Source organism: Mesorhizobium sp. RCAM 05099 (assembly GCF_059683685.1).
This window is the reverse complement of record NZ_JCASJC010000002.1, coordinates 14743-39500: the sequence shown is the minus strand read 5'-3', so window position 1 is coordinate 39500 and position 24758 is coordinate 14743. Positions and strand designations below refer to the sequence as shown.

Annotated in this window: 29 protein-coding genes; 14 read left to right on the top strand and 15 right to left on the bottom strand. The window is 60.0% G+C overall.

The genetic code is table 11. From position 1 onward, the window contains the following. Window positions 1–15: 15 nt before the first annotated feature. Genes otnK through AC56QQ_RS34900 form a run of 3 tightly spaced genes read left to right on the top strand, consistent with a single transcriptional unit; the run spans window position 16 to window position 2686 of the window. On the top strand, window positions 16–1284 hold the full coding sequence (otnK, locus tag AC56QQ_RS34910; RefSeq protein ID WP_497129557.1) for a 3-oxo-tetronate kinase: 1269 nt from the start codon (window positions 16–18) through the stop codon (window positions 1282–1284). Then, the gene (gene otnC, locus AC56QQ_RS34905) at window positions 1281–1931 is read left to right on the top strand and encodes a 3-oxo-tetronate 4-phosphate decarboxylase (protein ID WP_489863877.1); all 651 of its coding nucleotides are present in this window, start codon (window positions 1281–1283) and stop codon (window positions 1929–1931) included. Before otnK ends, otnC begins: the two co-directional genes overlap by 4 nt. Next, the gene (locus AC56QQ_RS34900) at window positions 1928–2686 is read left to right on the top strand and encodes a hydroxypyruvate isomerase family protein (protein ID WP_497129555.1); all 759 of its coding nucleotides are present in this window, start codon (window positions 1928–1930) and stop codon (window positions 2684–2686) included. The genes otnC and AC56QQ_RS34900 overlap by 4 nt, the downstream gene beginning before the upstream one ends. A 203-nt stretch (window positions 2687–2889) precedes the next feature. On the opposite strand, the gene AC56QQ_RS34895 is transcribed toward AC56QQ_RS34900, so the two are convergent. From AC56QQ_RS34895 to AC56QQ_RS34885, 3 genes are all read right to left on the bottom strand, one after another. After that, complete coding sequence (locus AC56QQ_RS34895) at window positions 2890–3114, bottom strand: hypothetical protein (RefSeq protein ID WP_497129553.1); 225 nt, start codon at window positions 3112–3114, stop codon at window positions 2890–2892. Between the two features lie 961 nt (window positions 3115–4075). Then, the gene (locus AC56QQ_RS34890) at window positions 4076–5077 is read right to left on the bottom strand and encodes a L,D-transpeptidase family protein (RefSeq protein WP_497129551.1); all 1002 of its coding nucleotides are present in this window, start codon (window positions 5075–5077) and stop codon (window positions 4076–4078) included. A 369-nt stretch (window positions 5078–5446) separates the two neighbouring features. Next, a complete protein-coding gene (locus tag AC56QQ_RS34885; RefSeq protein ID WP_489863881.1) occupies window positions 5447–5791 on the bottom strand; it encodes a hypothetical protein in 345 nt (114 codons plus the stop codon). Between the two features lie 191 nt (window positions 5792–5982). Between AC56QQ_RS34885 and AC56QQ_RS34880 the strand changes: the two genes are divergently transcribed. Beyond that, window positions 5983–7176, top strand: coding sequence for a hypothetical protein (locus AC56QQ_RS34880; protein WP_497129549.1), 1194 nt, complete (start codon window positions 5983–5985; stop codon window positions 7174–7176). A gap of 62 nt (window positions 7177–7238) precedes the next feature. After that, window positions 7239–7556, top strand: coding sequence for a hypothetical protein (locus AC56QQ_RS34875; protein ID WP_497129547.1), 318 nt, complete (start codon window positions 7239–7241; stop codon window positions 7554–7556). Between the two features lies 1 nt (window position 7557). Here the strand turns inward: AC56QQ_RS34875 and AC56QQ_RS34870 are convergent, their stop codons facing one another. Next, on the bottom strand, window positions 7558–8151 hold the full coding sequence (locus AC56QQ_RS34870) for an SOS response-associated peptidase (RefSeq protein ID WP_497129545.1): 594 nt from the start codon (window positions 8149–8151) through the stop codon (window positions 7558–7560). Window positions 8152–8708: 557 nt separating this feature from the next. On the opposite strand from AC56QQ_RS34870, the gene AC56QQ_RS34865 reads away from it, so the two are divergent. From AC56QQ_RS34865 to AC56QQ_RS34855, 3 genes are all read left to right on the top strand, one after another. After that, window positions 8709–9173, top strand: coding sequence for an Hsp20 family protein (locus tag AC56QQ_RS34865; RefSeq protein WP_497129543.1), 465 nt, complete (start codon window positions 8709–8711; stop codon window positions 9171–9173). 663 nt (window positions 9174–9836) lie between these two features. Next, a complete protein-coding gene (locus AC56QQ_RS34860) occupies window positions 9837–10061 on the top strand; it encodes a hypothetical protein (RefSeq protein WP_497129541.1) in 225 nt (74 codons plus the stop codon). Between the two features lie 202 nt (window positions 10062–10263). Further along, window positions 10264–11148 carry an NAD(P)/FAD-dependent oxidoreductase gene (locus AC56QQ_RS34855; protein WP_497129539.1) on the top strand — a complete coding sequence of 295 codons (885 nt, stop codon included), beginning with the start codon at window positions 10264–10266 and terminating at the stop codon, window positions 11146–11148. Between the two features lie 295 nt (window positions 11149–11443). Here AC56QQ_RS34855 and AC56QQ_RS34850 read toward each other — a convergent pair whose 3' ends face one another. Next, window positions 11444–12283 (bottom strand): PRC-barrel domain-containing protein, encoded by an 840-nt coding sequence (locus tag AC56QQ_RS34850; RefSeq protein WP_497129537.1) that lies wholly within the window; start codon window positions 12281–12283, stop codon window positions 11444–11446. A gap of 394 nt (window positions 12284–12677) precedes the next feature. Beyond that, window positions 12678–12899 (bottom strand): hypothetical protein, encoded by a 222-nt coding sequence (locus AC56QQ_RS34845; RefSeq protein WP_497129535.1) that lies wholly within the window; start codon window positions 12897–12899, stop codon window positions 12678–12680. A gap of 385 nt (window positions 12900–13284) precedes the next feature. Between AC56QQ_RS34845 and AC56QQ_RS34840 the strand changes: the two genes are divergently transcribed. The 3 genes from AC56QQ_RS34840 to AC56QQ_RS34830 all read left to right on the top strand — a co-directional run bounded on the left by AC56QQ_RS34840 (window position 13285) and on the right by AC56QQ_RS34830 (window position 15645). Continuing rightward, a complete protein-coding gene (locus tag AC56QQ_RS34840; RefSeq protein WP_497129533.1) occupies window positions 13285–13494 on the top strand; it encodes a hypothetical protein in 210 nt (69 codons plus the stop codon). A 275-nt stretch (window positions 13495–13769) separates the two neighbouring features. Next, window positions 13770–14084 (top strand): hypothetical protein, encoded by a 315-nt coding sequence (locus AC56QQ_RS34835; RefSeq protein WP_497129531.1) that lies wholly within the window; start codon window positions 13770–13772, stop codon window positions 14082–14084. 856 nt (window positions 14085–14940) lie between these two features. Further along, on the top strand, window positions 14941–15645 hold the full coding sequence (locus AC56QQ_RS34830; RefSeq protein ID WP_497129529.1) for a methyltransferase domain-containing protein: 705 nt from the start codon (window positions 14941–14943) through the stop codon (window positions 15643–15645). A 29-nt stretch (window positions 15646–15674) separates the two neighbouring features. Here AC56QQ_RS34830 and AC56QQ_RS34825 read toward each other — a convergent pair whose 3' ends face one another. Together AC56QQ_RS34825 and AC56QQ_RS34820 are read right to left on the bottom strand one after the other, a co-directional pair. After that, window positions 15675–16871: a glycosyltransferase family 4 protein gene (locus tag AC56QQ_RS34825; RefSeq protein WP_489863893.1), complete on the bottom strand. Its 1197-nt coding sequence runs from the start codon at window positions 16869–16871 to the stop codon at window positions 15675–15677. Then, a complete protein-coding gene (locus AC56QQ_RS34820) occupies window positions 16871–17695 on the bottom strand; it encodes an amidohydrolase family protein (protein WP_489863894.1) in 825 nt (274 codons plus the stop codon). The genes AC56QQ_RS34825 and AC56QQ_RS34820 overlap by 1 nt, the downstream gene beginning before the upstream one ends. A gap of 402 nt (window positions 17696–18097) precedes the next feature. Between AC56QQ_RS34820 and AC56QQ_RS34815 the strand changes: the two genes are divergently transcribed. Further along, complete coding sequence (locus AC56QQ_RS34815) at window positions 18098–18382, top strand: PRC-barrel domain containing protein (protein WP_497129527.1); 285 nt, start codon at window positions 18098–18100, stop codon at window positions 18380–18382. A gap of 61 nt (window positions 18383–18443) precedes the next feature. After that, the gene (locus AC56QQ_RS34810) at window positions 18444–18953 is read left to right on the top strand and encodes a DUF6894 family protein (RefSeq protein ID WP_497129525.1); all 510 of its coding nucleotides are present in this window, start codon (window positions 18444–18446) and stop codon (window positions 18951–18953) included. A 309-nt stretch (window positions 18954–19262) separates the two neighbouring features. Here the strand turns inward: AC56QQ_RS34810 and AC56QQ_RS34805 are convergent, their stop codons facing one another. From AC56QQ_RS34805 to AC56QQ_RS34795, 3 genes are all read right to left on the bottom strand, one after another. Further along, window positions 19263–19550 carry a hypothetical protein gene (locus AC56QQ_RS34805; RefSeq protein WP_497129523.1) on the bottom strand — a complete coding sequence of 96 codons (288 nt, stop codon included), beginning with the start codon at window positions 19548–19550 and terminating at the stop codon, window positions 19263–19265. 792 nt (window positions 19551–20342) lie between these two features. Then, window positions 20343–20564, bottom strand: a complete 222-nt coding sequence (locus AC56QQ_RS34800; protein WP_489863897.1) for a hypothetical protein — start codon at window positions 20562–20564, stop codon at window positions 20343–20345. 6 nt (window positions 20565–20570) lie between these two features. Continuing rightward, on the bottom strand, window positions 20571–20759 hold the full coding sequence (locus AC56QQ_RS34795) for a DUF3606 domain-containing protein (RefSeq protein ID WP_497129521.1): 189 nt from the start codon (window positions 20757–20759) through the stop codon (window positions 20571–20573). Window positions 20760–21649: 890 nt separating this feature from the next. On the opposite strand from AC56QQ_RS34795, the gene AC56QQ_RS34790 reads away from it, so the two are divergent. Further along, the gene (locus AC56QQ_RS34790; RefSeq protein WP_497129519.1) at window positions 21650–21931 is read left to right on the top strand and encodes a hypothetical protein; all 282 of its coding nucleotides are present in this window, start codon (window positions 21650–21652) and stop codon (window positions 21929–21931) included. A gap of 117 nt (window positions 21932–22048) precedes the next feature. On the opposite strand, the gene AC56QQ_RS34785 is transcribed toward AC56QQ_RS34790, so the two are convergent. The 4 genes from AC56QQ_RS34785 to AC56QQ_RS34770 all read right to left on the bottom strand — a co-directional run bounded on the left by AC56QQ_RS34785 (window position 22049) and on the right by AC56QQ_RS34770 (window position 24202). Further along, entirely contained in the window at window positions 22049–22255 is a 207-nt protein-coding gene (locus AC56QQ_RS34785) for a KTSC domain-containing protein (protein WP_497129517.1), read from the bottom strand. Window positions 22256–22616: 361 nt separating this feature from the next. Then, on the bottom strand, window positions 22617–22907 hold the full coding sequence (locus tag AC56QQ_RS34780) for a hypothetical protein (RefSeq protein WP_497129515.1): 291 nt from the start codon (window positions 22905–22907) through the stop codon (window positions 22617–22619). A 38-nt stretch (window positions 22908–22945) separates the two neighbouring features. Then, on the bottom strand, window positions 22946–23692 hold the full coding sequence (locus AC56QQ_RS34775) for a hypothetical protein (RefSeq protein ID WP_497129513.1): 747 nt from the start codon (window positions 23690–23692) through the stop codon (window positions 22946–22948). 9 nt (window positions 23693–23701) lie between these two features. Continuing rightward, entirely contained in the window at window positions 23702–24202 is a 501-nt protein-coding gene (locus AC56QQ_RS34770; protein ID WP_497129511.1) for an excalibur calcium-binding domain-containing protein, read from the bottom strand. Between the last annotated feature and the right edge of the window lie 556 nt (window positions 24203–24758).

Genomic DNA, 24758 nt, shown 5'->3' with positions numbered 1-24758 from the left:
ACGACGGACGACGGCATGACCACATTCTTTGGCGCAATAGCAGACGATTTCACTGGCGCGACCGATTTGGCAGGCCTCCTCGCGCGCTCCGGCGCGCCCGTCTCTTTGCGCATGGGCGTGCCGGCAGATCAGCCTGCCGACACCGCGGCGATCGAGATCATTGCTCTCAAAAGCAGGACCGCTCCCGTCAACGAAGCCGTGGCTGACAGCCTTGCCGCGCTGGCCTGGCTTCGTCGGGCTGGGGCCAAGCGGTTTTTCTGGAAGTACTGCTCCACATTCGATTCCACGAGGCAAGGCAATATCGGCCCCGTTGCCGAAGCGCTCATGAAGGCGCTAGTCGTAAGCCAGACCATCTATTGCCCTGCCTTCCCCGAAAACGGCCGCTCGATTTTCATGGGCAATCTGTTCGTCGGCGAACAACCTCTCGCCGAAAGTCCGATGAAGGATCATCCGCTGACGCCGATGAATGATTCAAACCTCATGCGTCTGCTGCAGCCGCAGGTCACCGCGGCCGTCGGGCTGGTGAATCGGCTTATCGTCGCGAAAGGGCCGCAAGCGATACGCGACAAGCTTGCCCAGCTCGATTCCGATGGCATCGCCCACGTGGTTGTCGACGCGGTAGCCAATGACGATCTTCACGCTATCGACCTAGCCTGTCACGACATGACGCTCCTGACTGGCGGCAGCGCGGTGGCAATGTTCCTGCCCCAGATTTGGCTGAACGAGGGTCTCCTGCCGCGGGACCATGCGGGCGAAAAACTGAGAGCCGACAAGGGCGCTGCGATCGTGCTGTCGGGTAGCTGTTCGGCTATGACCAACCGCCAAGTGTCGGCCTACGTGGCAAGCGGACAGCCCAGCCTTCGACTGGATCCTCTCGATCTTGATGAACATGGCCCCGACAAGCTGCTCGACTGGCTGTCAAGACAGGCGCCGGCTGCGAGCCCCATCATCTATGCAACGGCCGCGCCGGACGTTGTCCGGACGGCGCAGGAAAGGCTTGGCGTTGAACGCGCCAGCATGCTGGTCGAGCAGGCGCTTGCCGCCTGTGCTGTGAAGGCTCGCGACCTCGGGACGCGTCGCTTTGTCGTCGCTGGCGGCGAGACATCCGGGGCAATTACCAAGGCGCTTGGCATAGCCAAGCTCGATATCGGCAAGGAGATCGCCCCTGGCGTACCGTGGTGCTTTGCGCGATCGGGTGGACATCCGGTTGCCATCACGCTGAAGTCGGGAAATTTCGGCGGCGAAACCTTTTTTAGCCATGCGCTGGAGACCCTGGAATCATGACCGAGGAAGCCCGCCTTCGGGAACAGATGTGCGCGTTGGCGAAGTCGATGTTCGATCGTGGGCTAACCCACGGCTCGACAGGAAACATCTCCGCCCGTACGACCGAAGGTAGATTGTTGGTATCCCCCACCGGCACCAGTTTCGGCCGGCTCGATCCGGCCCGTCTGAGCTGTTTTGACGCGGCAGGTCGACATATCGACGGGGACCCGCCCACCAAGGAAATGCCGCTCCACAGCGCCTTCTACGATACCCGGACCCAAACGCGCGCGGTCGTTCATTTGCACAGCTGTCACGCGGTCGCTTTGTCGATGATCTCGAACCCCGATGAGGACGATTTCTTGCCACCGCTCACGCCGTATGCCGTGATGCAGCTCGGCCGCGTCAAGCTCCTCCCGTTCTTCCGCCCCGGCGACCCGGCCATGGGAGCCGCGGTGCGCGGGCTCGCCGGCAAGCGTTCGGCCGTCATGCTTGCCAGCCACGGGCCAGTCGTGGCGGGAAAAGACGTCGAGGCGGCCTGTAATGCGATTGAGGAACTGGAAGCTACAGCCCGCCTGGCGATGCTGACACGCGGTCTTTATCCGCGTCTGCTCACGACAGCGCAACTTCGCGATGTCGTGAGCACGTTCAACGTCGAGTGGGATGCATGAGGTTCTCGGCCAACCTGGGCTTCCTGTGGGCCGACCGTCCGCTTCCAGATGCCATTCGGGCTGCCAAGGCGGCAGGGTTCGACGCCGTCGAATGCCATTGGCCCTTCGACGTGCCCGCAGCCGTCACGAAAGCGGCTCTGGAGGAGACTGGCCTCTCGATGCTCGGGCTCAACACGCGGCGTGGTGACGTCGCCCGCGGAGAGAATGGCTTGGCGGCCCTGCCGGGTCGGCAGACGGCGGCACGCAGCGCCATTGACGAAGCACTTGCCTATGCGTCCGACATTTCGGCGTCGGCCGTCCATGTCATGGCCGGGAACTCGAGCGGGCCGCGCGCCCGAGCCGCGTTCTGCGAAAACCTTGTCTATGCCTGTGAAGCGGCAGGTGATGCCGTCACGGTCCTGATCGAGCCACTGAACCACTACAATGCACCGGGTTATTTCCTGAGCACGACGGCGCAGGCCCTGGACGTCATCCGTGAAGTCGACAAGCCGAACTTGAGGCTGATGTTCGATTGCTATCACGTCCAGATCATGGAGGGCGACGTGACGCGGCGCCTCGCGGCTTTGCTGCCGCTTATAGGCCATATCCAGATCGCATCGGTACCTGATCGCAGTACGCCGGATCATGGCGAACTCGACTACGACTATGTCCTGGCGCGCATTGCAGAACTGGGCTGGGCACGCCCAATAGGGGCTGAATATTTGCCCGGGAACGGTGCGAACCCCGACCTAGCCTGGTTAGCCCGACGTCAGTGACGCGGGCGGGACCATACGGTCGGAGTCGAGCCCCAGAGGGCGACAGGCAATGAATGCGTCCCGGGAGATACATGAGGTAGAGGCAGCCTTGTGACCCGGACGAGTATGCTCCCCGAAGCGGGCGAACCCAATCCTCAGCGTGAGGAGGAATGTCCAAAATGGCTCCTATGGATCGCGCCGATCAGCTCGACCTTCGAAGATAACTATTTTTTGCAGCTTGGCATTTTCTTCATCGCGTCATTCGCCTCCGCCTCGGTTTTGTAAGTGATTTTCGAAAGGTCGATGACCAGGGTTCCGTCGGGCTTCTTCGTGACGACCTCGCACTGCTTGGAGACCGCGTCTTTCGCCACCCAATATTCCGTGGCGGCAAACGCCGAGGTGGGCAACTGACTGAACAGGGCTATAGCAATAGCGCATTTTCGCATCATTTCGTTGCTCCGTTGTTCAATCCAAAACGCACAATTTTATCCATTGTTCCGTTGATCCGCCGAGGCGCGAGGCACGCCTAACAGGATTTCCGCGCCGCCAGAACGCTGAAGCATTGGAAATGACCGACGCGAGGCTGCCGGTGATGGTTTGCTCCCGTCGGTCACTCTGGCGATCTCGGTGGCGCCACTGCCACAGCTAGCGCCCGCCGAATGAGAGCAATCCCGCATTGGCCTTGGTTCAGAGCGTACAGTCCGGACGTCGATTAGCCCGACTGAACGCCTCCACCGGCCGAGTCGTCACGCCCGGAGCCAGCCGAGTTGTCTCGCAAGAGAGTAGCCGCGCCCCGGTCGAACAGTTCCCAAGCCTTTGGGTGAAGCTGCTTCGGTCGTTGGCATGAGTGGTCTTCCTTTTTGATTGCCTCGAATGAGGAACGAAGAACTTCGATCAGGACACAAGATAACGGTCTTGCTGCGCCGACAGTGCCGCAATGATCGCCATCGGCTACTCAGGCAAACCGGGGGAGTCTACAGTCCACGCGAAAGCGTCCGGTAGAGGCCTTCCGCCCTTCATCGATTTCAGCGTACCCTGCCGCTAGGGATTCGGATTGTATCTCAATACCAAATTGAAAAAGACGAGGCACACGAGCAGCGGGACAATCCCTGCAACAAAATCTTCGACTGAAAAGCCGAAAAAATAGACCAGTGCGAATCCTACTACTGACATTTTGGCTCACCTCGGGTGGAGAGAAGCTGCCGCGCGAAAGTAAGCTCCAAGCGACCACAATGTTCCAACCGCTCTTAACCGTACGCGACATGCGTCCGGCGCGGCTTGGGAGACCCCTTTAGGAATGCAGGGCGGCGGATCTGGGTTATACTTTTCAGTCGGCTTCACCTGCGCGGCGATCCGCAAACTCGCTGGTCACTGCTGAAATCACGAGGCGGCCAGGAAGCCTGCAGCGTCCTACTTAGCTCCATCGTCAAGTGCCTCCTCGGTTTCGTCCTTGAAAATGACCTTTGTGCCTTTTTGCACCTCGGAGGCGAGATCTTCGGCATCCCAATTGGTCAGTCTGATACATCCATGGGAGAAGCTCTTTCCAATCTTGCCTGGGTCAGCAGTCCCGTGAATGCCGTAACCGTTGATGGACAAATCGATCCAGACCGATCCCACCGGATTGTTCGGTCCGGCAGCGATTGTGAAGGGCCGGTTTGTTCTAACCCCTTTGAAGTGGAAATCTGGATTGTAATGATAGGTCGGGTTGTGGACCACCCGATTCACCACAGCCAGCCCGCTCGGCGCCGGCTTTTCCTGGCTCCCGATCGACGCGGGATATGCCGCAAGCACTTTGCCGTCCGAGTTAAGCACACGAACCAGACGAGCGCTCTTGTCAACCTCGACGTTCGCAATACCTCCGGGCGGGTCGCCTCGGCCGACGTCAGGCACCAGCAATTTCTGGCCGGCCTTCCTGAAGCCGATGCCGGGATTGAGCCTTTCAAGCAGTTGCTCGCTGGTATGGAAGCGCTCCGCCATCTTTTCCACTGCATTTTGATAACCGAGCCTATGCAGTTGGGCCATCCGTTCCATGCGCGCCGGAATTCGCTTGGCAAACGGCCCCTGCACATCCTCGCGAGTCAGGTCGTAGGGAACCAGGGCGGGGCGCGAGGAGGTTGCTACTAGCTTGTCCCAAGTCTCTCGGGTCAGCGTGCCATCGGCACTGAGTCCGTTAGCAGCCTGAAATGCACGGAGCGCCTTGTTAAAATTCTCTCCTCCGCGCCCATCGATCAAGCCCGGCGAGAAACGTGAGCGATCCAAAAGGATCTGCGCTTTTACCACCGTGGCGTCGATGCCTTTCGGCTCGCGTTCGCCAAATTGAGCATTATTGATGGCGACCATGTCCAGTCTCGCCGTCTCGGCGTCGCCCATGATAATGAACAAAGCGGCTAGGCCAAGAACGATCCTGATCATCGATGTTACTCCGGCATCACAGACGGGAAGCTGCTTCTATGACGTTGCGCGGCAGATCTGGTTCCATTTGCCAAGACGACGATGCCTTCGTTTTGGACGAAGCTTCGGCTTTGGCCCCAAGGTGGGATAGTCGCGGGCCGGACGCAGACTGGCGTTCGACATGATCGCTGGCCATCAAGGATGGTGGTGTCACTCCAGTGGCGCTCCGGCCGGCCTCGAGCAATACGACGCTTGACAAGCGTATAGGCTGCCATCGCAAACGGGGACGAGCGCGCCAGTCTGGCCAGTCCAGGTTACCCAAATGGACCTGAGCCTGCTTCGTTTTCAGGCGCATCGGCAAGCAAGTGCCCCCTTCCAGGGGAAGGGAGGTCAGTTCGCTCCGCGAAGCCGCCTGTCTGAAAGACTGCCAAGCGGGCGTCGATCTGGCAACCTGCCAAGGGGCGTTGCCGTGTCGTGGCCGCCGATTGCGGTGGTGCCTATGATGGGAACGAGGGGCAGCTCAGGCTTCGTTGCTGAACGCCGAGATTTGAGTTCTCCAATTTCGTCATCGCGACGCGCAATGCGGCTCTCGAGATTAGCGATGCGCTCGGTCAAGAAGTAGCGCCCTACGATGAAACCGCCGCTCCCGAAAAGGACCGCGATCGTCGCGAAGGCGACCGGATTGGCCAGCACCAGCGCCGAGTTCGCTTGGAAGAAATCGATGAGGTCCTGCATTCCTAGAACTCCACTCAATTGCGGGGCAGCTTGTGAATTTCCAGCCTGACGGGGCCGCCCCTGTCACAACTCGTGCAGAACATCACGCGCTCGACCGAACTGAACAGAGCGTCTTTTCCGTAGCGCTTGATGAGTACGGCAGGCCTTACCGGTGCATGGTGCGAGCAGGATCTGCACCAGGCCCGCAGACCATGCCACTCGCGAAGATCTCCGAGCGCCACATCCAGGCTGGCGTGAACACTGCCGTCAACGATCGTCTGCGGCGGGATCTTCACCTCGCCTGGTGTCAGGATTTTCTCCATCACATGCCGACTGTTGTAGTGGATCAGCAACATGCCTGGCCGGCGCCGAATGGCAGCCTGCCAGGCTGCCTGGCTCACTGTGGAATCGGGGGACCGCGAGATGGTTTCGCACAGGGCCTGCTCGTCGCGATCCCAGACCTCGATCCGAAAATTGTCTTCCGCCGTTATTGCCATAGCTTCGCCGGCCAGCGCGATCGACGCCGAGCCATGGTCCCTTGCTGCTCCAGATCACGTGAAATAAGGAACATATTCCTCTCTCGTCAAGGGGTGCGCTTGACTCTTTGTTCTTATTTTGTTCCCATAAGAGGATCAATCAGGAGGCGAATGATGGAACTTCGCTTGAACATTGGGAACGCAACACCCCAAGAGCTCGCACGCGGCATCGCGGCGGCCGAGGCGGTGTTTGCACGCTCCGGCATAACGGCCTTGCAAGGCGCGGAAGGCCTGTTTGCGTTGGAAGGCTGGGATATCAAGGGCTTTCCCGACGACGACAAGCCTACCGAGGACGAGAACCAAGCTGCGGCCGTCTGGATCGAAGCCGACAAGGCTGCGGCGGCAGCCTGTTGTGCGGGCTGGCCGGAGGCCAAGATCCCGCGCCATCAAATCATGGAACTGATCAACGTCGACCGAACGAAGTTGCAGGCCGAGGCAATTCCAGACACCTGGCCGCAGCGGAGGCAGCTCTATCCTGACGTCGTCAGGCGGCTGGAGATCACGACCGGCCCGGACCGCCAGATCGATTTCGATATTGCCTTCGTTCTGGGTTGGGTTCCCGAGCGGCCGACGCTGGATCGGGTCGAGCCGCTTTCGGAAGATGGAGACCGTATCCCCTTCTTCACCAGCGACCTCGCCCAGGTCGAAGAGATGGCCCGCAAGGCACTCAAGGACTGGACGATCGAGATTGACCGAAATCCTTGTGATGCCCACGTTTTCGACCCGGCGGCCAGCGATGACAATGATGCATTGCGCATGGCGGCGTGGCGTGATTTCGACGGTTCGTTGCACATGGAGAAGCCGCCGGCAAATCCCGCAATCGCGCTGACGCTGGCCATGATGCGCGGCCAGTCGGTGCATTTCGAATAGTGGTCAAACGCAGTCGAGCCTCACCAACGCCATCAGTCATCGACCGCGACTGGCCACACCAGGTGGCGCTGCCCGACGACCTGTGCACCGCCCGGAACTTCACCACAATCGCGACCTTCTGCCAGGAAAGAGGGCTCAAGCACCAGACGCGGCATGTGCAGGCGATATGGCCCAACGGCAAATACGAATCCTATCGGCTCCATTGCTTCAGCGATGCCGCATCGGCGGAGGCGTTCCGTGATCACTTTGAGGGGCTGACGTTCGATCCAAGGCGGGATCGGGAGAATGGAAAGGTGCGGGGAGCTTGGCGCCGAACGGGCGAATACACGCCAGTTCTCGACCTCGGGCCGCTAAGCGTGCCAGAGATCCTGCGCAGCTAGGTCATGAGCTTTCGGGGCGAACTGTCTCGACCGAGAGCGACCCGGCCGGAAGTGGCCGCAACAGCTCGGCCTCAGGCTTTGTTAAATTAATCCAGGCCTCCCAGTCCACCGGCTGAAGGACCACTACCTGCCGATTGTGATACGGCGCGACATCTGGTCCCGGATCGGTCGTCAGCATGGTGAAGGTGGGGGGCGTGTTGCCGACAGCCTCACGCCAAAGTCCTGCGATGGCCATGAACGGCGAGCCGTTGAGCGTGAAGCGATGCTTCGCCTTCGGGTATTTCGTGCCGGTGAATTCGAAGAACGCGGACGCCGGGACGAGGCAGCGTTTGCTGTTTCCGAATTGCCGGCCTTCGGAGCGGAAGTTGAACACCGGCCCGCCCTTTGGTCGGGCAGGCGGAAATCCGAACGTCATCGAGGCCAGTTCGATCGCATACCCGGCGGAGCGCATTATTGGTGCGGGGTCCTTGATGCGAATGTCGTCCGCCTGGGGCAGATCCAATTCGGTTTGATGGGTGGGGATTTTGAGCGCCAGGGACGCCATGATCCGGCAATATTCGGCCCAAGCGACATGCTGCTCGTAGTCGTTACACATGGATGTCTCCTTACCAAAGGGATCCATTCACACTATCGTATGGTTGAGACATGATGGACATCCCGCGGCACTTAGCAAGGGATCAGCACATTATCCGCTGGCCTTCGCACCGGCATTGGCAGGTGGCCGGCTCGTTACCATTCTGCCGACGCTAGAATCAGGTAGGCTAGCGCACCCGCCGATCTCGCGCCGAATCGAGCGCGGCGCTTACAGGGCCGAGCCGCGCCATCGGCCGATAAACCCCTATCGGGGCACTTGCCTTCCCCTAAACCTCGTTGGCGTAAATCGCCCCGGTCGTTTACGGATGGCCGGTGTTCCGGCGTCAGAATGGCCGAGGTCGCAGCCAATACGCCAACTCTCATCGCGCGCCCTCCCGCAACCTGATCCAGGTTGGACCCGACGCGTAAATCTACTCGACAGGAATTTTTAGCGCCGCATTCTTGACGGGAGAAATGTCCATCCCCAAATCGTCGGCCGTCGAGGCCTGAATGGCTAGACATGCGGCGCCGCAAAGGCGGCGCACCTTGTATCCATGTTGCTTCAAGGAGGATGTGGCTATGAGAACCTTTGACTCCCTTTACCGCTCGACGGTCGGTTTTGACCGCCTCTTCGACATGCTTGACAGTGGCAACCGCCCTGACTGGCCTCCCTACAACATTGAGAAAAGGGGCGACAATGATTATCGCATCGTCATGGCGATCGCGGGCTTCAGCACTGATGAAGTTGAGCTGAGCCAAAACGGTCACGAACTGGTTGTGACCGGCCAGAAAGCCGCCGAACCCCAGAGCCACCAGTTGCTTCATCAGGGTCTGGCACTGGGCAACTTCCGACAGGCATTCAAGCTGGCAGACCACATGAAGGTAACCGGGGCAACCCTGGACGGCGGCTTGCTTCTGATCGACATCGTGCGCGAAATCCCCGAGGAGCTGAAGCCGCGGCGGATCCAGATCGCCACGACAACAGGCCCTGCCGCTCCCCAGCAGATCGCCCAGGACGTCGAGCCGGAACGCAAGGTCGCCTGATACCCTGAACGCCAACCTGCGGTCCCTCCCGGCCATTGGCCGGGAGGCCTTGGATTGCGGAGAAACGGAGATGCTTCAACAAGACATTGCACTGAACAGCGCGCCCCAAAGGGCGCTTCTTGTTCTTCTCTGGACCCCATCGTGGGAATCCTGACCGACCCCCACCTCGATCGAGACGCCAAACGGGCCAAACTCTCGGCTTGGGCGTCTGATGCCTTCACGGTCCCCGACCGACCGACGTTGCGACGGCTGGAAAATGGCACGGTCGTAATGCTCCGAGACGTCCTGCGAGCCTTGCAGTCGCTGGACGACGTGCCGCAGCAACCTCCGAAGGCACAGCAACGCGTGTTGATGTGGCGGGCCATGGATCGCCGGCGGAAAAGGGAGCGGGGGCGCTGGCGTTGGCCGCGCCGCTTTCCGGACCATGATGATGACGATCCACCGCCTTGCCCCGCAACTATCAAGCCACGCCCGGTCGACCGCGGCGGACCTGCTTTCGCGGCTACAGCCGAGCTGGCGTGCGCTTGAATTGTTGTGGCCGCACAGACCGAGAATAGCGGATCGCCGCCAGAAACCAGCGCCTGGTGGCAAATAACCAACCGTCCCGAGCCCGCCGCTGCCTCTGGCGTCGCGGCGGGCGCCTGACCGGCAATGGAGGAACACATGGATGCGGACAACATCGCGTGCCGCCACCTGAAAATGTTGATCGAGCAATATGTCGAGGTGAGAAAGAAACGTCATGACATCGTGTACATCCAGCAAGCGGGCAAGGCGATCAGGACGGTGCTGCGGGAGTGCCCGGTTACAGGAAGGGCACTCGATGACATGATCGCGGCAAGTGCAGTAGCCCACGGGCTGGGTGTCGCATTCGACGGCCAGTCTGCCTAAGAATGCCTGGCCCACCGCCGGCGGATAGGCGGGGACACGTGCTGGGGGACCCGCGCTCAAGCGCCCGCAGTCATCGAAGATTGATGCTGCCGACGCCGGAAACGCCTCGCGCCGCAGATCGAGATTTTGGCGCACCACTTGGCCGCGGAACATTCCCCGGTGTTGGAGGTTGGCCCGCATGGTTTGTGTTTCGGGTACAGGCGTGGTTGATGTCGCCATCGTCGGCGGGGGGCCGGCGGGCCTTGCAGCCGCCGTCTATCTTGCCAGATTTCTACGGTCAGTGATGGTTTTCGATGCTGACGACGGGAGGGCCAAACTGATCCCGCGTACACGAAACTGCCCTGGTTTTCCGGAGGGCCTGCAAGGGGAGGCCTTGCTTTCGCGCTTGAGAATCCAAGCTGTGGCGCACGGCGCTCCACTGGTCAAAGCCGCCGTTGAAAAGGTCGTAACAACCGACGGCGCTTTCTTGCTCGAGACTGACGTTGGCCATTTTTCGGCAATTTGCGTCATTCTCGCAACCGGGATCGTGGACAGGGCACCGGCCATCCCCCGACTGCGCCAGGCAATTGACAGCGGATCGATCCGCCTATGTCCCGTTTGCGATGCTTACGAGGCGAGGGGACAGCGGATCGGGGTTGTTGGCGCCGATCAATCGGCATTACGGGAAGCGCTTTTCTTGAAGGACTACAGTCCTCACGTCACAATGCTTTTTAATCATCCGCAAGATGTGTCAAAGGCCACCCGAGAGAGGGCGGCACAGGCCCATATAGAAATTTGGGATTCGGTCGATGACTTAGTCCCCCGTGGCGAGGGTTTCACGGTTGCCATGGCCAACGGCGCCTCCAACGCCGAGATCGACGTCATTTATCCGTCCATGGGGTGCGACGTACGCGCGGAACTGGCGATCCAACTTGGCGCCCACTGCGATGACGAGGGTTATATCGTCGTCAACGAGGCCTTGGAAACCTCGGTTCCGGGCCTCTACGCCATCGGCGACGTCGCCAAGGGTCTCAACCAGATCGCGGTAGCATTTGGGCAAGCAGCCACGGCCGCGTCACATATCCACAATGTGCTTCGAGCCATGTGACCACGGCATCTAGCAGGTATTTTCGTCAGTGCACGTGACGGAGGACGGCTGTGCTTGGCGACGGTGCGCCCTACCCGGATCCTCGCGGAGGGCGGCCCTGGCCGGCAAATCTGACGATGGGGACGAAGCTCGGTCCATTGCCCGCCCAAGAGCGGCATGACTCAACGCCATCTGTCCAATCACGATGCCTTGCGCAGCGTAGGTGCCGGGCGCCATGCCCGGCACGGTGCTATTTCTTCGCCGTTCTATCGATTGGCTCGCGTCCCAGTGACGCGAGCCACCAGGCAGCTAATGCTTAGGGGTTAACGATGACGCGCTGCTGGTCACGATTCTGCGCATAAGTACCCTTATCGTAGGCGACCTGCGCCTCGAGCTGCGCTTTCGTTAGGTTTGTGTAAAGGTAGCGGTTGCCGTTGTTGTCGGTCATGAACTTAAGCTTTTCCATTCCGACTGCGACGGACTTTTCGCCGATTCCAAGAAAGCCGCCGACGTCGACAACGATGGCATCTACCTTTTTATCGGTGGTTAAGACGACGTCGCTAATCTCTCCAACCTTGGCATCATCGGCGCCATATACAGTGGTTCCGATTAGATTCTGCGCACTGATCTTGTCGACCGGCAGTTCTGACAGAGTGGACTTGTCGATGGCGGCGGTGGCTGTCTTGTCAGTGGCAGCTGCTGCCGGGACACCGGGCGCGGCGGCGACCCTATCATAAGCCTTTGTATCGAAGTTAGGCTGGGCCTTGAGATCTTCCTTGGTCGTCTTGGCGACCAGCCAGCGGCTGCCGTTCTTTTCGGCCCATTCAGCCTTGCTGAAGTCATAAGCGACATTCTTTTCACCAATGCCCAGGAAGCCCCCCACGCCTATGATGATGAACTGGGCCTTGCCGTCCTTTGTCAGGACAATGTCTTTTACGTCGCCGATCTTCTCAGCGTCATCTGCGGCACTGTTGTAGACCGCAGCGCCCATGATCTTGCTCACCAAGTTGCCGTCAGGGACTGCCACCGGCGCGGTTGTCGCTGTCTTGGTTGCGTTAGCCGGCTTGGTCGCATCTTCAGAATGAGCGCCGGATACCAGCAGGCCAGATGACAGCAGCGTGACCACGGCGCAGGTAGTCAAAAGTTTGCGGATCATGATATGTTTTCCTTGTGCGTTTCGTTGATGCACGCCGCGCTCGGCTTGACCCGTTGCAAGGGGCCGGGCGCGGCACCCGTTACAACCTCACAACGAGCCTCCTCTGGACAAGTTCCGCCTTGGTCCGTTCCGGTTCGCAAGTGTTGCGCGTTGTTATCTGCGGCCGCGATGCGAAGGGCGGCGGACACGGCCGCCGGTATTAGCCAAGCCAGGTCGTCGTCGCTTAAGCGACAGACTGGCCAGACCGGATGTGCTGACTTCTACCTGCAATTGCCGCAGCTGTTTTGGTGGGGTTTGGCTAGATGGCGTTCAGGGAGTTGAAGCTTCATTTAGGGCCAGGGCAGGCTCCTACGTCGACGTCCCCGAGGACGTCAATGCGAGGCTTGGCATGGCCTCAATTCAACGTCTGACCATAACCGAGTTCCTTCAGTTGGCCAGCGGCCAAGGCCATCAGGGCGAGGCCCACCTCGCAAGGCTCCCAGCCAGCTTCTAGGGCAACGCGTGTAATCTCTTCGATATGAGGAGAAAGGGCATTTTTGCAATCAATGCCCCGGCGCGAGGTCTCGGCTGGCGCAACCATCTCAATACTTCCTTGTCGATCTCCAATGAGTTTCATCGTTCTGCTCTCAAGCTGTGCATACCTCCGAAAATCTTCTCGTGGCATGGAGGTTCCAGCGGCAATGGCGAGGTTATCGCGCGTTAAATTCTTTGGCCCGAATGTTTGTAGCGACCATCGCCGCACTACGTTAGTCAAGAGCGATCGGTCATCGCGGTTACCCGCTTGCACGAGGTCATGGGCGCTGGCGTCGTCCGCACACCCGGCCAAGCCGGGGTCCGGACAAGACAGGTCCGCCTCGGCCGGTCTGCCGCCAAGGAGAGCAAAAACATCGGCCTTGGTGCACCCCGTCGCGTGCCCTCCAAGGCGGGGTCCGCCATGGAAGGAACCAATGCGATCGGCGGCGGTTATCTTTTGAAGGGACCGTAACATCCAAGGACGGACCATGATTGAGATCCATAGCTTCGAAGCGGCCAACGCCAGATTGCGCGTAAAGCGCGCTGAGACCTCCTTAAAGCGCGCGAATGACTTGCTGGATGAGGAAGGTGGCGTCGCACTTAATCTGGCACTGTGCGCCCGGATCCGGGCCGAGCAAAGGCGCTTGGTCGCAGCCAAAGAACGCTTGATGACGATAGATCCGACCAAGGGCCATTAATCTCCTTCCAAATCCAAAACTAGCAGTACCGGCCAGCTGCTTATGCCTGCGGCGCTTTATCTGCGACTGAGCCTATAGCGTTCCGTTTAAGGCGGAACATCGAACGGGCGGGTCGACCTTGGATCGTCAGACGTTCCTGATCACCTTGAGTAACCGTCATGGATCTGCCGTGTACGCCACGCAGTTGCGAATGCTCCTGAGCCGCCGGTGTTTGGGGGTACGGAATAATCGCCATAAAGTGTTCCCTGAGGGCGATTCGTACCAGGCACATTGGCATGTCTTTTTTAAATGACGACAAGCGGGGCCTGATGCCATGTTTGACGCTCATTTCGTTCAACCCTGTCGCCCGCGTGGAGGACAAGATGATTGACCGCCTAAACATTGACCCAGCCCTCTATCCGAACGACTTGAACTCCTTCAAGGCCGTTTTCATTCAGCTGTGCGAAGAAGGCCATTTGCATCCAGGATCGCCGGAAGCTGGGAAGGTAGCAGCAGACCTGGTGCGGCTTTTCCAGAGTGGCATGACCGACGAGACGATGTTGCTCATCGCCATGCGGGCACGCCACCAGGGCCTCAAGCATGCCAGTTGACCCTCCACTGGTCGATCCATCAACTGAACAAAGGGCCCGTCGCTGCTTGCTCCAGCGGGCGGGGGTTGGCATGATCAAGTCGTTGGTTCGTCCTTACGATCAAAACGAACAGTAAGCCCGTGCTCAACCGCGCATCTTGCGACCATGTTATCGAGAGTTACTTGCCCGACCGGGGGGTAATAATCTGGCGGATCGCTTTGCAGGCAAGTTCTGTAGATACGAAATCGTGGTTCTTTTTTCGGGCTTCGACGTACTGCTCGATAAGGATTTTCAGTCGCCGTTGCGTTATATCGCCTGCGTACATAGCGGGTCCTTTCGAAGTGCGTAGCCAATCAAGTTCACTTTTGGCTTTCCGTTCCATGAAAATGTCCAACGTCCTGCGGCCCCCGGCGGGCGCCGTGCAACGACCGGCGAGTTCTCGATGGCAGCGGCTGGTTGGTTGAAGTTCCCTAAGAAAACAAAAGGCCCGCTCTTCGATCTGTGGTCGCGCGGCCGAGATCAGGCGGATAGTCGCCGACGCGAAGGGGCGCGTAGGCCAGTTTTGAAATTGGGATACGTGGTATCCCCGCGGTGACGGCCGCCGCAGCGGCAGGCGGCGAACGGTTGGTTGCCTACCCATGGTACCGCCCTCGGTCTAAGAACAACCACGGTTGCCTCGAGCGACTGATCGGACATTTGCGCACCTAAGCAGCTCTGATTGCGGACCCGCTCTCAAGCGTTCGTTTCGCCAGCAACGCATCGAAGCACTTGCCAGACTCGTTGGCCCATGTCGTGCAGCGGAGCCGCGCCGTTCCGAGGAACTTTGCATGTTGTCCTAAGTTGTGGCCTAACATCGCAGCTTGGATTCATTGGCGTCATGACGAGTGGCCAAAGTCGTTTGGCACCCATGCCAGGAACGGTCGAGTTTGGGGATTTCGCCCAGATTGAGCCATTCAGCCGGGCATTTGGCGGCGATCGCGGCACGCCGCTTGACCGCTACTACATTGAGAGCTTCCTGGGCCATCATGCCACGGATGTCAGGGGGCGTGTCGCAGAGATCGGGGACCGTGAGTACACACACCGATTCGGCGGCGAACGGGTGGTGCGCTCTGACATCATCGATGCCCCTGAATCCGCCAATCCAAACGCGACCGTACGGGTCGATCTCCAAAATGATGAGGCTATCGAGGCTTGCTGCTTCGATTGCATGATCGTTACCCAGACACTGCACATGATCTACAATCTTCGCGGGGCCCTTGCGACGATCCATCGTGCGCTGGCCCCGGGAGGAGTAGTGCTGGCGACGGTGCCAGGCATCACGTCCATCGACGCTCATGACGGACCGGAAAAATGGTTCTGGGCGATGACCCAGAGCGCTGCGCGACGCCTGTTCTCGGAAAGGTTCGGCCCTTCCTGCGTCGAGGTTCAGCAATATGGCAATGTGCTGGCTGCCACGGCGTTCCTGCATGGACTCGCCTTCGAGGAGGTAGACCGGGCCAGCCTCGACGTGGTTGACCCTCTCTACCCTGTCATCACAGGCATCCGGGCCACGAAATCTTGGGGGCCTTCATCTCCTGCGTAGTCGATTTGCAACTCGCGCCGGTGCTGTGCTCAGGGCACCGAGTGCAAACGGGCCTTGTCCTGGCGCGACCGGAGGAGCTGACGGAAAATCTGACTGGTCAGGACGGCCGACTGACGGATGTCAAAGCAAGCCTGCGCCCGCTTGACGCTCGCGACGGCCATCGCCTTCAGCCGCTCTGGCTGGGCGAGGACGGCGAGCGCCGCCTCTGCCACGCCTTCCCAGCCTCCCGGGTACTCCGAGACGATACCCGGCCATTCGGCTGTACCGATCAGGATGCCGGTCTCCCCCGTAGCGACGATCTCGGGAATACCGCCAACGCCGATCGCCACCACCGGAACGCCAGACGCCATCGCCTCGAGGATCGTGAGCGGCATCGCATCCGCGCGTGACGTGTGCAACAGCAGGTTCAGCGCCGGATAGATCCGGTGCGGCTCGCGGGCGAGGCCGACCATGTGGATGTGCGACTCAAGCCCGCCACGCCGCACGGCTGCGGCAAGGTCCTTTTCCATGGATCCGGTGCCGACCATTGCGAAATGCACGTCAGGGCGCCTTTCCAAGATGAACTCGGCCGCCTTCAGAAACTTGTCCGGGCCTTTTTCCCACGCCAGCCTGCCAACGAAGCCGATCAGCATATCGGAGGGGCCTACATGAATGGTTTGTCGAAACTCGGCCGGATCGGCCGACAGGGGATGGTAGACTGTGAGGTCGACGCCGTTTGGAACAAGGCTCACGAGATCGGACGGCAATCCGACTGCGAGCGCCTGTGACCAGGCTTGCCGACAGACGACGATGGTATGGCTCCCGGTCGTGCGTGCCACGCTGATTTCCTGTGACTGCAAGCTCATGCCATGCAGCGTGGCTACAGTCGGTATCCCACTCAACCTGCCGGCGATGGCGGCGACGGTGTGGGCGTTCATCAGGTGGGCGTGCAGCAGGTCGACGCCGATCTCACGGACCAATGTGCAGATCAGTTCAACCGACCTCCAGGGCGGATCGTCGTGCAGCGGTGCGATGTACACCTCGTATCCTGCGGCGCGTAACGCTTCCGTCATGGCACTCTCGAAAGGACACAGCAGCGAGATCTTGAATTCCGCCGCTGGAAGGTTGGCGGTAAGGTTGCGCACATAGTTTTCCATTCCGCCGACGATCGCGTTCCCCAGGACTTCAAGGATATGTGTGCGCTCGTCAGCCTGGCCGCCGGGAAGCAATCGGGGTGTGCGTGCCATCAGTGGGCTTCCTGTGATGGATTGAGCCTGAGCCAGTCTGATGCGGTACTCCACATGATGGCCTGCCGTCCGGCTGCCGCGACGTCGAGCTGGTCAAGAATGGCGGTCACTTCATCGATTGCGGCGCGGATATGAGCGCCGCTGCAAGGCAGAAACCGGTCGCTGCCGAATTGCAACGAACGGGGACCGATGACGTCAATGGCCTTGCGGAACACCTCTTCGCGATAAATGGGCGGTGGCCCGAACGAAAGATCGAACCGGAACTGGCTTTCGGCCGGATCGATGCCGTTGATCCGGTCGATCACGCCTACGGCGTTGGCTTCGTCACACCATGGCCATCCCAGGTGCGCCAGCGTCACACGCAGGCCGGGATGATCCCGCACCGCCTCGTAGAAAGAAGGTCGGCAGAAGCGGCCAGAGCGTCCATCAATGAAGATACCGCTGTGAAACAGGATCGGTAGGTCGAGTCTCGCCGCCACCGCATACACGCGATGCGCACAGTCATCATAGGGATACCAGCCGGTCGGCACCATTTTCAGGGCGCGGATGCCCGGGAGCGCAGCCGCTTCCTCGAGATCCTCGGCCGCTTCCGGATGCTGCGGATTCACAACGGCGAATCCCACGAGACGATCCGGGTGCCTCCTGACCAAGTCGGAAAGGTAGCGATTGCCGGCACGCAGAGAGGCCCTGTCATCGAGACAATACGGCGCTGTAAGAAACGGAGCCAAAAGGAATGCGATGTCGACCCCGGCATCGTCGAGGGACCTAAGCACGTCCGCCGTCGTTTCCTGGCCAGAAGTATGAAGGTGTGCATCGATGATCATTGCCGCGCTCCGCTCGCCACAACTTGCGTCTGCGCCCGTCGTTCCACAGCAAGGCCGAAATCGCGCACATCTGTCTTCCACCGACCAAGGGCTGGTGGCACCCCGCGTACCGGCACGAGGAAGCTGTGCCTTTGGCCGGCTGGCTGTCCATAGCGGGCGGCGCGTTGCCGCGTTGATCACCAAGGTCAGAAACGCCGCCAACCAAGGGTGACGCAAGCCGGGTTGCGAACCGCACGTGAACTCGATGCTTCATTGCGCATTGGGCTCCTTCAACGCCGCAATCGATACAAACCGCCATCGTCGCTGGCTTCATTGCCGGCTGCAGTGCGTCGACTGTTGGAACAGTTAAGCGCTTCGTAGGTTTCGGGAGTCTCATCCACCAGGAAATCAGGAAATCGAGTTATGGACCACACCAACCATGTTCGGCTCGCGAGCAATGAATTGACCCCCGAAATTGTTGACGGCGCGATCCTGTACGGTGCCGGTGGCGAGAAGGTCGGCAAAGTCTCACATCTCCACGGAAGCCAGGTTGTGATTTATGTCGGCGGCTTCCTCGGCATCGGCGCCAAGCCTGTCGCTGTACCAGCCAATCAGGTGGACTTCATGCGCGACGAGGACGGTGACGTTCACGCTGTCGCTAGCTGGACGAAGAACCAACTTGAGAACATGCCAGAGCATCAGGACTGAGAAGTCCCGAGGCTCAGCCTAGGTCGGGGCCGAATACGATGAGACGGAAAGGAGCCGGCTAATGCAGATCGTTCGTACCGAAGTTGTGAATGCCACCGCGCCAAACGGCCAAGCGATCCTTCGGGTCATGTTTCGCGGTGAGGGGAGCGAATGTGTGACCGTGGATATGGCCAGGGTCGATGGTGATGGCGGAGCGGCATTGGCCCGCGCGCAGACTATCCTGATCCAGACCGCGGCTAATTTCGGTTTCGCTGTCAAGGACGACGGCGCTACCAGCAAGGGCGATCTTGATAAAGTTGCAGTTCCGTCGGCACGCGACACGGCTGGCGAGGTTTATGTCTTTGAATATCGCGACGGCGAAACCGCCCGAAGGATACCGCCATCGCGCATGCCGAGCTTTGACGCCGCCCGCGCGGAAGCCATTCGCTGTGCTGTTGATCTCTTGGTCGACTTGCGACCGGGCGCGGACGCGCTATCCGGATGGTTGGTTCGGGTCTCCGATGAAAACGGCAAACTGCTTTATACAGTTGATGTCGCTGAGGCCGAGGCTGCGAGACGGGCAAACAAGTAGGACCCACACAGGATCTGGCATGTAAGCTGTCGCCGTCCTCGAAGTCCCGTGCCACCAAATGCATCCGGCACAAGATCATGAAGGTGATGCTCAGCGTCACTGGCGGGACTCGACAAGGCTCGCGACCAGCAGGATTCAACGCACTTTTCAGGTGCTGGTAGATGCCAATTCTTGCAGAACTGGGGATACCTCGACGCGCTCACAGATTGGCGACGGGTATCCGCATTTTCACTCGGTTTTAACCTAGCCGCTCCGCCTAAGCTTTGAGAGCACGTAGCCCACACGCACCGGCCGCAGACAGCGGTTCGGTCAACCAGACCGCATCACTCCCGGCTCCTCTGTCGTGGAGCCGACCGAGGATGGTTCGCAGCGCTCACGAAGCACGTCTGAAAAATTGACCGTCGCGACAAGATATCCAGCTTCATCGTAGACCCTCGTGCTCGAGCCAGAGTGGTCGACGCCGGCGGGCCGGCCCGCAGTGAGCGCGGCGTGGGCCATCTCTATTGCTCTGGGACTGGCGAGTTCGGCACTTGCCAGTTCCTCCTCGCAGGTCGTGGTGCGTCCGAATTCAATGGTCTCAAATCGAAATTTGGGCATGGACACCTCCTGTCTTCCAGCAATGAACCTGGCGACGTTGCGTTCCAACCAATGCACCGGAGCGTCGGTAGTCTTGGAGGAAGAAAATTCAAGGCGGCGAGGAACCACTGCGAAACACCACCGAGACCGCTTCACCAAGTTGTCCTCTATCCCTCCTGCGATGGACGCACGCCCGATCCTCCCGCGTTCACACGCCAGCTTCTACGAACTCCACCCGATCGCCCGAGTAGTCCGTCCTTGGGTTTTCCTAGGTGGCGGGGAAGGCTGATTGTTGGCGTGGCGCTCGGAACGTCCTGCTGAGGGCCAGCAAGCTTGCCGGGCTCGAGTGGAGGCGGCCGCAACCAACACGTCCACCGCTCGTTGACCTTAGCTGGGTCGATCCCTAGCACTCCAGACCCTGCCCGCCCGTGCTCCCATACGGGCGGGCCTTTTTGCATATGAGCGGAACCTCACATTTGCAGGCTGGTTTGTGTGATGGCAGCCCCTCGCTGCTGGCCAAGGGCGCTTTTGCCGGGCCCGCTTCTCCCGCTATCGAGGCGGGTGACCCCCGCTGCCGATAACTGGTCTTGGCGCAGGGTCAATCAGATCTGCCGTGTTGCCTCCGGTTACTACCCGGACGGCGGAATGGCTCCGCGAGAGCGCAGCTCGTGACAGCGCTCGACTGCGGCTGCATGGCAAGGTTCGGTTCAGCTGCTCGTTCGGCCACGCCCAACGAAAGAATTCGGGGAGGGGGTTTTCCTTGCGCCTCCGCTTCTTGCCTTAGGCGCTGTAGCTTGATCGCCGATAGGCTAGTCATTTCGAGAAATCACGTGTCTCCTCAGCATCGGCAATGCTGAATTCGTGGACGACGGCTGCCTCTTCATCGACGACGCGGAACCAGTGTTCCTGCCGCGCTCTTGGTGAGACCGGGCAGCCCGCAACCCGTTCCACCGCCTTCATGGGATTGCCCTCCACGACGGTTTCGGAGGCGACGACTGTATCGCCGGACAGTTCTTCTACCTGGTAAGTTGGCATTGCTCGTCACCGGTCCTTAAGCGCTGTTGCTTCCCGTTCCAAGGTCGCTCGGTCGTTGCCGTGCTTTTGGATCAATTCCTTCGCCTGCTGTGTTGTGATTCCTGCCTTTCGGGCGAAATATTCCACTTCATAGGCTTCATCAGCTGACACCCGGTCGCGATCGCGAAAGTCGCGTTTGCTTTTATCGTCTGCCATGGCTCTTCCTCCTATGCACAGAACAACTGTGGCACAGAACAACGCAGGCCAGCCGAGGTTCCACGCATTTCACCGTTCGCGCACGGTGACCCACCATTTCGCTGACCTGTCGGGCAGCGTTCCCGGGCAGGCCGGTAGGCGCCCACTCGCCAATAGATTTCCGTACGGCCCGCTCCTTCGTCAGCGGGCCTTTTTTGGCGGCGGACTGGAGGCAAGGGACGGCGCCAAGTCGTATCCGCCGAGGAGGACAAATATCATCCGTGGGAGCTAGGCGAGGCCGGGATAGAGAGAACGCGAGTGGCCAGTCAAAACTCCGTTGAGGTGCTTGGTCAAAGGGTCGTCCGCGTGCTTGAAAACGGCAATGTCCAGTGTCGATCGTTCCACTTCCAACGACAGGTCGCGGCGCGAGCGCTCAACGGAGGCGCTGCGCGCCTCTTGGGCAGCAAGCCAGCCCACGCGCCGCGAGACGGGACTTGACGCGCCTGAACAAGCCAAATCACCTATGGTGTGGTCGCGAGCCTCGCAGCTTCGGACTGGTTGGCGCGGCAGCTGCCGCGAAGGGATAAGGGCCTGGGGAAGCGATGACGCAGATTCGGGATCTCGGGCCAAAGATTGAAAGATTGTAGGCAAGCGCCACGGCAGCGACCTCGCCGACGAACGCAGGTATTTCTACAAGTGCCCGACTTGCGGCAAACCGGTCGACATGCGTGACCCCCACCAAGTTACGCTGCACGAGACGCCCGGGCAGTGGCGCCGGCGGCGGCCGCGCAGCCCAGCGTCGGGACCTTAGCAGAATGCGCGAGGCAGCCATTAGCCGACCCGCTCTTTGGGTTGCTGAGGAACAATGTTGGTGGAAGTGAGTTACAGAGGCCTTCCGAGGACAAATCACAATGCTCCTTGCCATGGAGAACGCGATCTCGATGACTGTCTTGGCTGGCAGGAACGGGAACGCTGAAATTCTCGGCGTGGTAGACCTGACCAACAAATCTGAAGCCCAGATCGGCGCGATCAGCCTGGGCAGGGCCATCCACTTCGTGGCCAATGCATCAGTGCTCGGTTACGATGTTCGCTCTGCGATGGTCTTCTATGGCGAACCGGGCACGGCAAGTCTCAGGGCGTGGGACTGCGAGCGATTGTGGGCGCAATTCGGTGGCGCGCTTCTTCGACCGTAGGCCGTGCCAGCCTCGCGGTCGAGGCACCCCTTTTGTTCACTTGTGAGCAAGCGCGTCCAGAAACAAGCCTGGCGGCCGCAGAAAAACGCATTGGGTCAAATCCGGCGCAGATCATGTCTATGAATCTTTTATGAGCCGGTAGCGGAAACGTTCTCGGATGAAATCATTGAAGAAGCGGCCTTTCGCGAAGGCTTGGCGAAACGCCGCGTAAGTCTCTGGCGGCACGGCCTCGTAATCGTAACGCTTGCCACTGGCAACGAACCAGACGGAGAGGACCCTGGTTTCCGGATTGTATTCGGTCTTACGGATCGACGTCGAAGGCATGGTTGGCCTAGATCAGTGCCACGGTATATAATGAATGATCACCCTATTCTGCCTGAAGCGTCGTTCAACGCGGCGCCTCGCCTGCAAATAGGCTGGAGCCGAACGGCGTTTTCAGCGCGGGGGCATAGGATCTGGACGAAATGCATTGCGACGACTCGCTCAAAAGCATTCAACGATCGCCAGAACCACAACGTTCCCACTCGAATTCGGCCGCTGATTGACGCCGACATTCCGTTTTGGGCGGTAGCGGCATCTGCCTCGCCTGTAGCGGCATTTGCAACGGCATCATGGTTGCACCCTGCCTTGGCATTCTCTGCCTCGAAGTCCAGGCTCTCAGGGCCTTAAGGAGGGTCGAGTGACCTCAACATTCACCGTTCACGATGCCAGCCGCTATGAGAAGCTCACGGGCAGATGGAGCCATACTTGCCCCCTGTTCATAGACTTCGCCCTGTCCGCTGTCCCAGCGGCCGTTACGGATCACATATTGCGCAGGCGCGTATATCAGCGCGATTGAGTTGAGCGGCTTTTGCGAATGCAGCGTCTCGGTCAAACGGGCCGTGCCAGCGACCGTTCCTATCCCCCCCGTTGACCTGCGTGCCTTGGCCATCATTGCAGAAGCCACAATCGGATCGATGGATCCTTCCCCGATCACGGGTCCAACTCTCATAAACGTAAAAATCCATCCCCCCCTCAAAATGTCACGCGAGCCACGATCTTCGCCGGCTTTGCCGGCGGAACCGCAAGCAAGATCGATTCTGGAACCCGAAAGGTTCTCAGGTTCTGCGCCTTGGTGGTCGATCCCGGAATAGCAGCCTCCGCAGCAGCGATATCTCTTGCGCTGACCTGCAGGGACTTACATGCTCCTTTCTCATCCCACAGGTTCTTTGCTACAGCGCTCCCAACGGCCGATGTTATGGCCCCTGGCGCCACATCGTTTGAAGCCACTTGGCGCGCCTTGATCAAGGTTTTGATCGCTTCGCCAAGGATCGCGGCCGAATCGTCAAACCCGATTCCGCGAACTTGGTCGAACCGGCTCTCGGCACTGCCGTCCACTATGCAGTGATGGGCAACAAAGACCCAGTCGTGGATCATGTAGGCCGGCGCGTACCCCCAAGGCGACAGCCCCTTGAAGACTTGCGCGATCTTCGGGATCGAACCGCCGTCCGTGTACATGAGACCCGGCTGGATCGTGCCGCCCGGAGAAGACGGATCTGCTCGATGAAAGATCAACGGATCGCGTGGATCGGGCACGAACAGGAAATTTCCATCGCCAGAAGTGTTGCCCTCGGAAACCCACATGACAAAAAGGCTTCCAGACAGATGGCCTGCGGCCAGCTTGTGATAGTCGATCGAACTGCACCCAGCCGTCATAGCGGCGACCAGTCCCAAGAGGCACCGGGCCATCTTTTTCCGAACACGAGCTCTGTCGATCCTCACGAGGTCCCCCTAGCACAGGCTTTCACATGGAACCCCGTCCTTGTCGCGGTCGAGCTTGCCTCCCCAGGGGCAGTTGCCCAGATACCAGTTTGCCTCATCGCAGGACCTGATCTGCGAACAGGTTCGCCGCGGCTGGCATGCGTAGCTCTGCGCAACCAGCCGTCGGTCCATGATGCCGAGCGATTGGCTGATAGAAGGTCCTTGCGAGTGCTTTGCCCGCCAATCCCACGGCGCCTGGAACGTCCCGACCCAAAGACCTACCCTGGCGGCCTCAGCCTTCGCCTGCTGCGCGGCGTAGGCGCCATGGCTGTAGCGGGGCCAGTCAAGCGCCTGGCCATGCTCCACCATCCACGCGGAGACGCTGGCGCCATCGGCGCGCAGGCAGTTCCCGACAAAGCGATGGTAGTGGTCCCAACCGACGAAAGTGCAGCGGACTGGCCATGATGCGGCCAGGAACCCGTCGAGCTGCCGCGGCCTTCGCGCCGCACCGGTAGCGTATGCCGTTGGCATCGTCGCATAGCTGGGCGGACTCGGGCGCATCAATGCCGTTGAATCGGATTCGCATGCCGTGGATTTCGATCGTGTCGCCGTCAATGATCGAGGCGGCGCCGGCAATCGGCGCCGGCGTAGGTCCAATCCAATGGGTGACGTCCAAGCCGGCGCCTTCACTGTGCTGCACGACGAACTGCGTCCCAAAGGCCGCGACCGCGGCTAACGTCACGAAGACGAGTCGCGTTGGGACGCTTGCCAGCAGACGCGCAGGCTGAGCGCCTCCCCGTTTGCGCCTGTGAACCGAGCGCTTGTCATATCGGCAATTGTCCACGCCCTCACTCCCCGAACGCAGGATGCGATTGTTTCTGCTTGGTGTCCACAGATACGAGGCAGACCGGGCGAGCGGGAACATTCTTGGTGCGGCGAAGTTCTGACTTTGCCTTGGTTTTAACTCCCCGTGGCCAAGGCCTCGGAAGCTGCCTCTACAGCTTCCACAGCCCGTCTCGGGTGGGGCAGACAGTCCGAGACGGGCTTCTCGTCAGCAACTCTCGCAATTCGTCCAAATTCTCGCCGG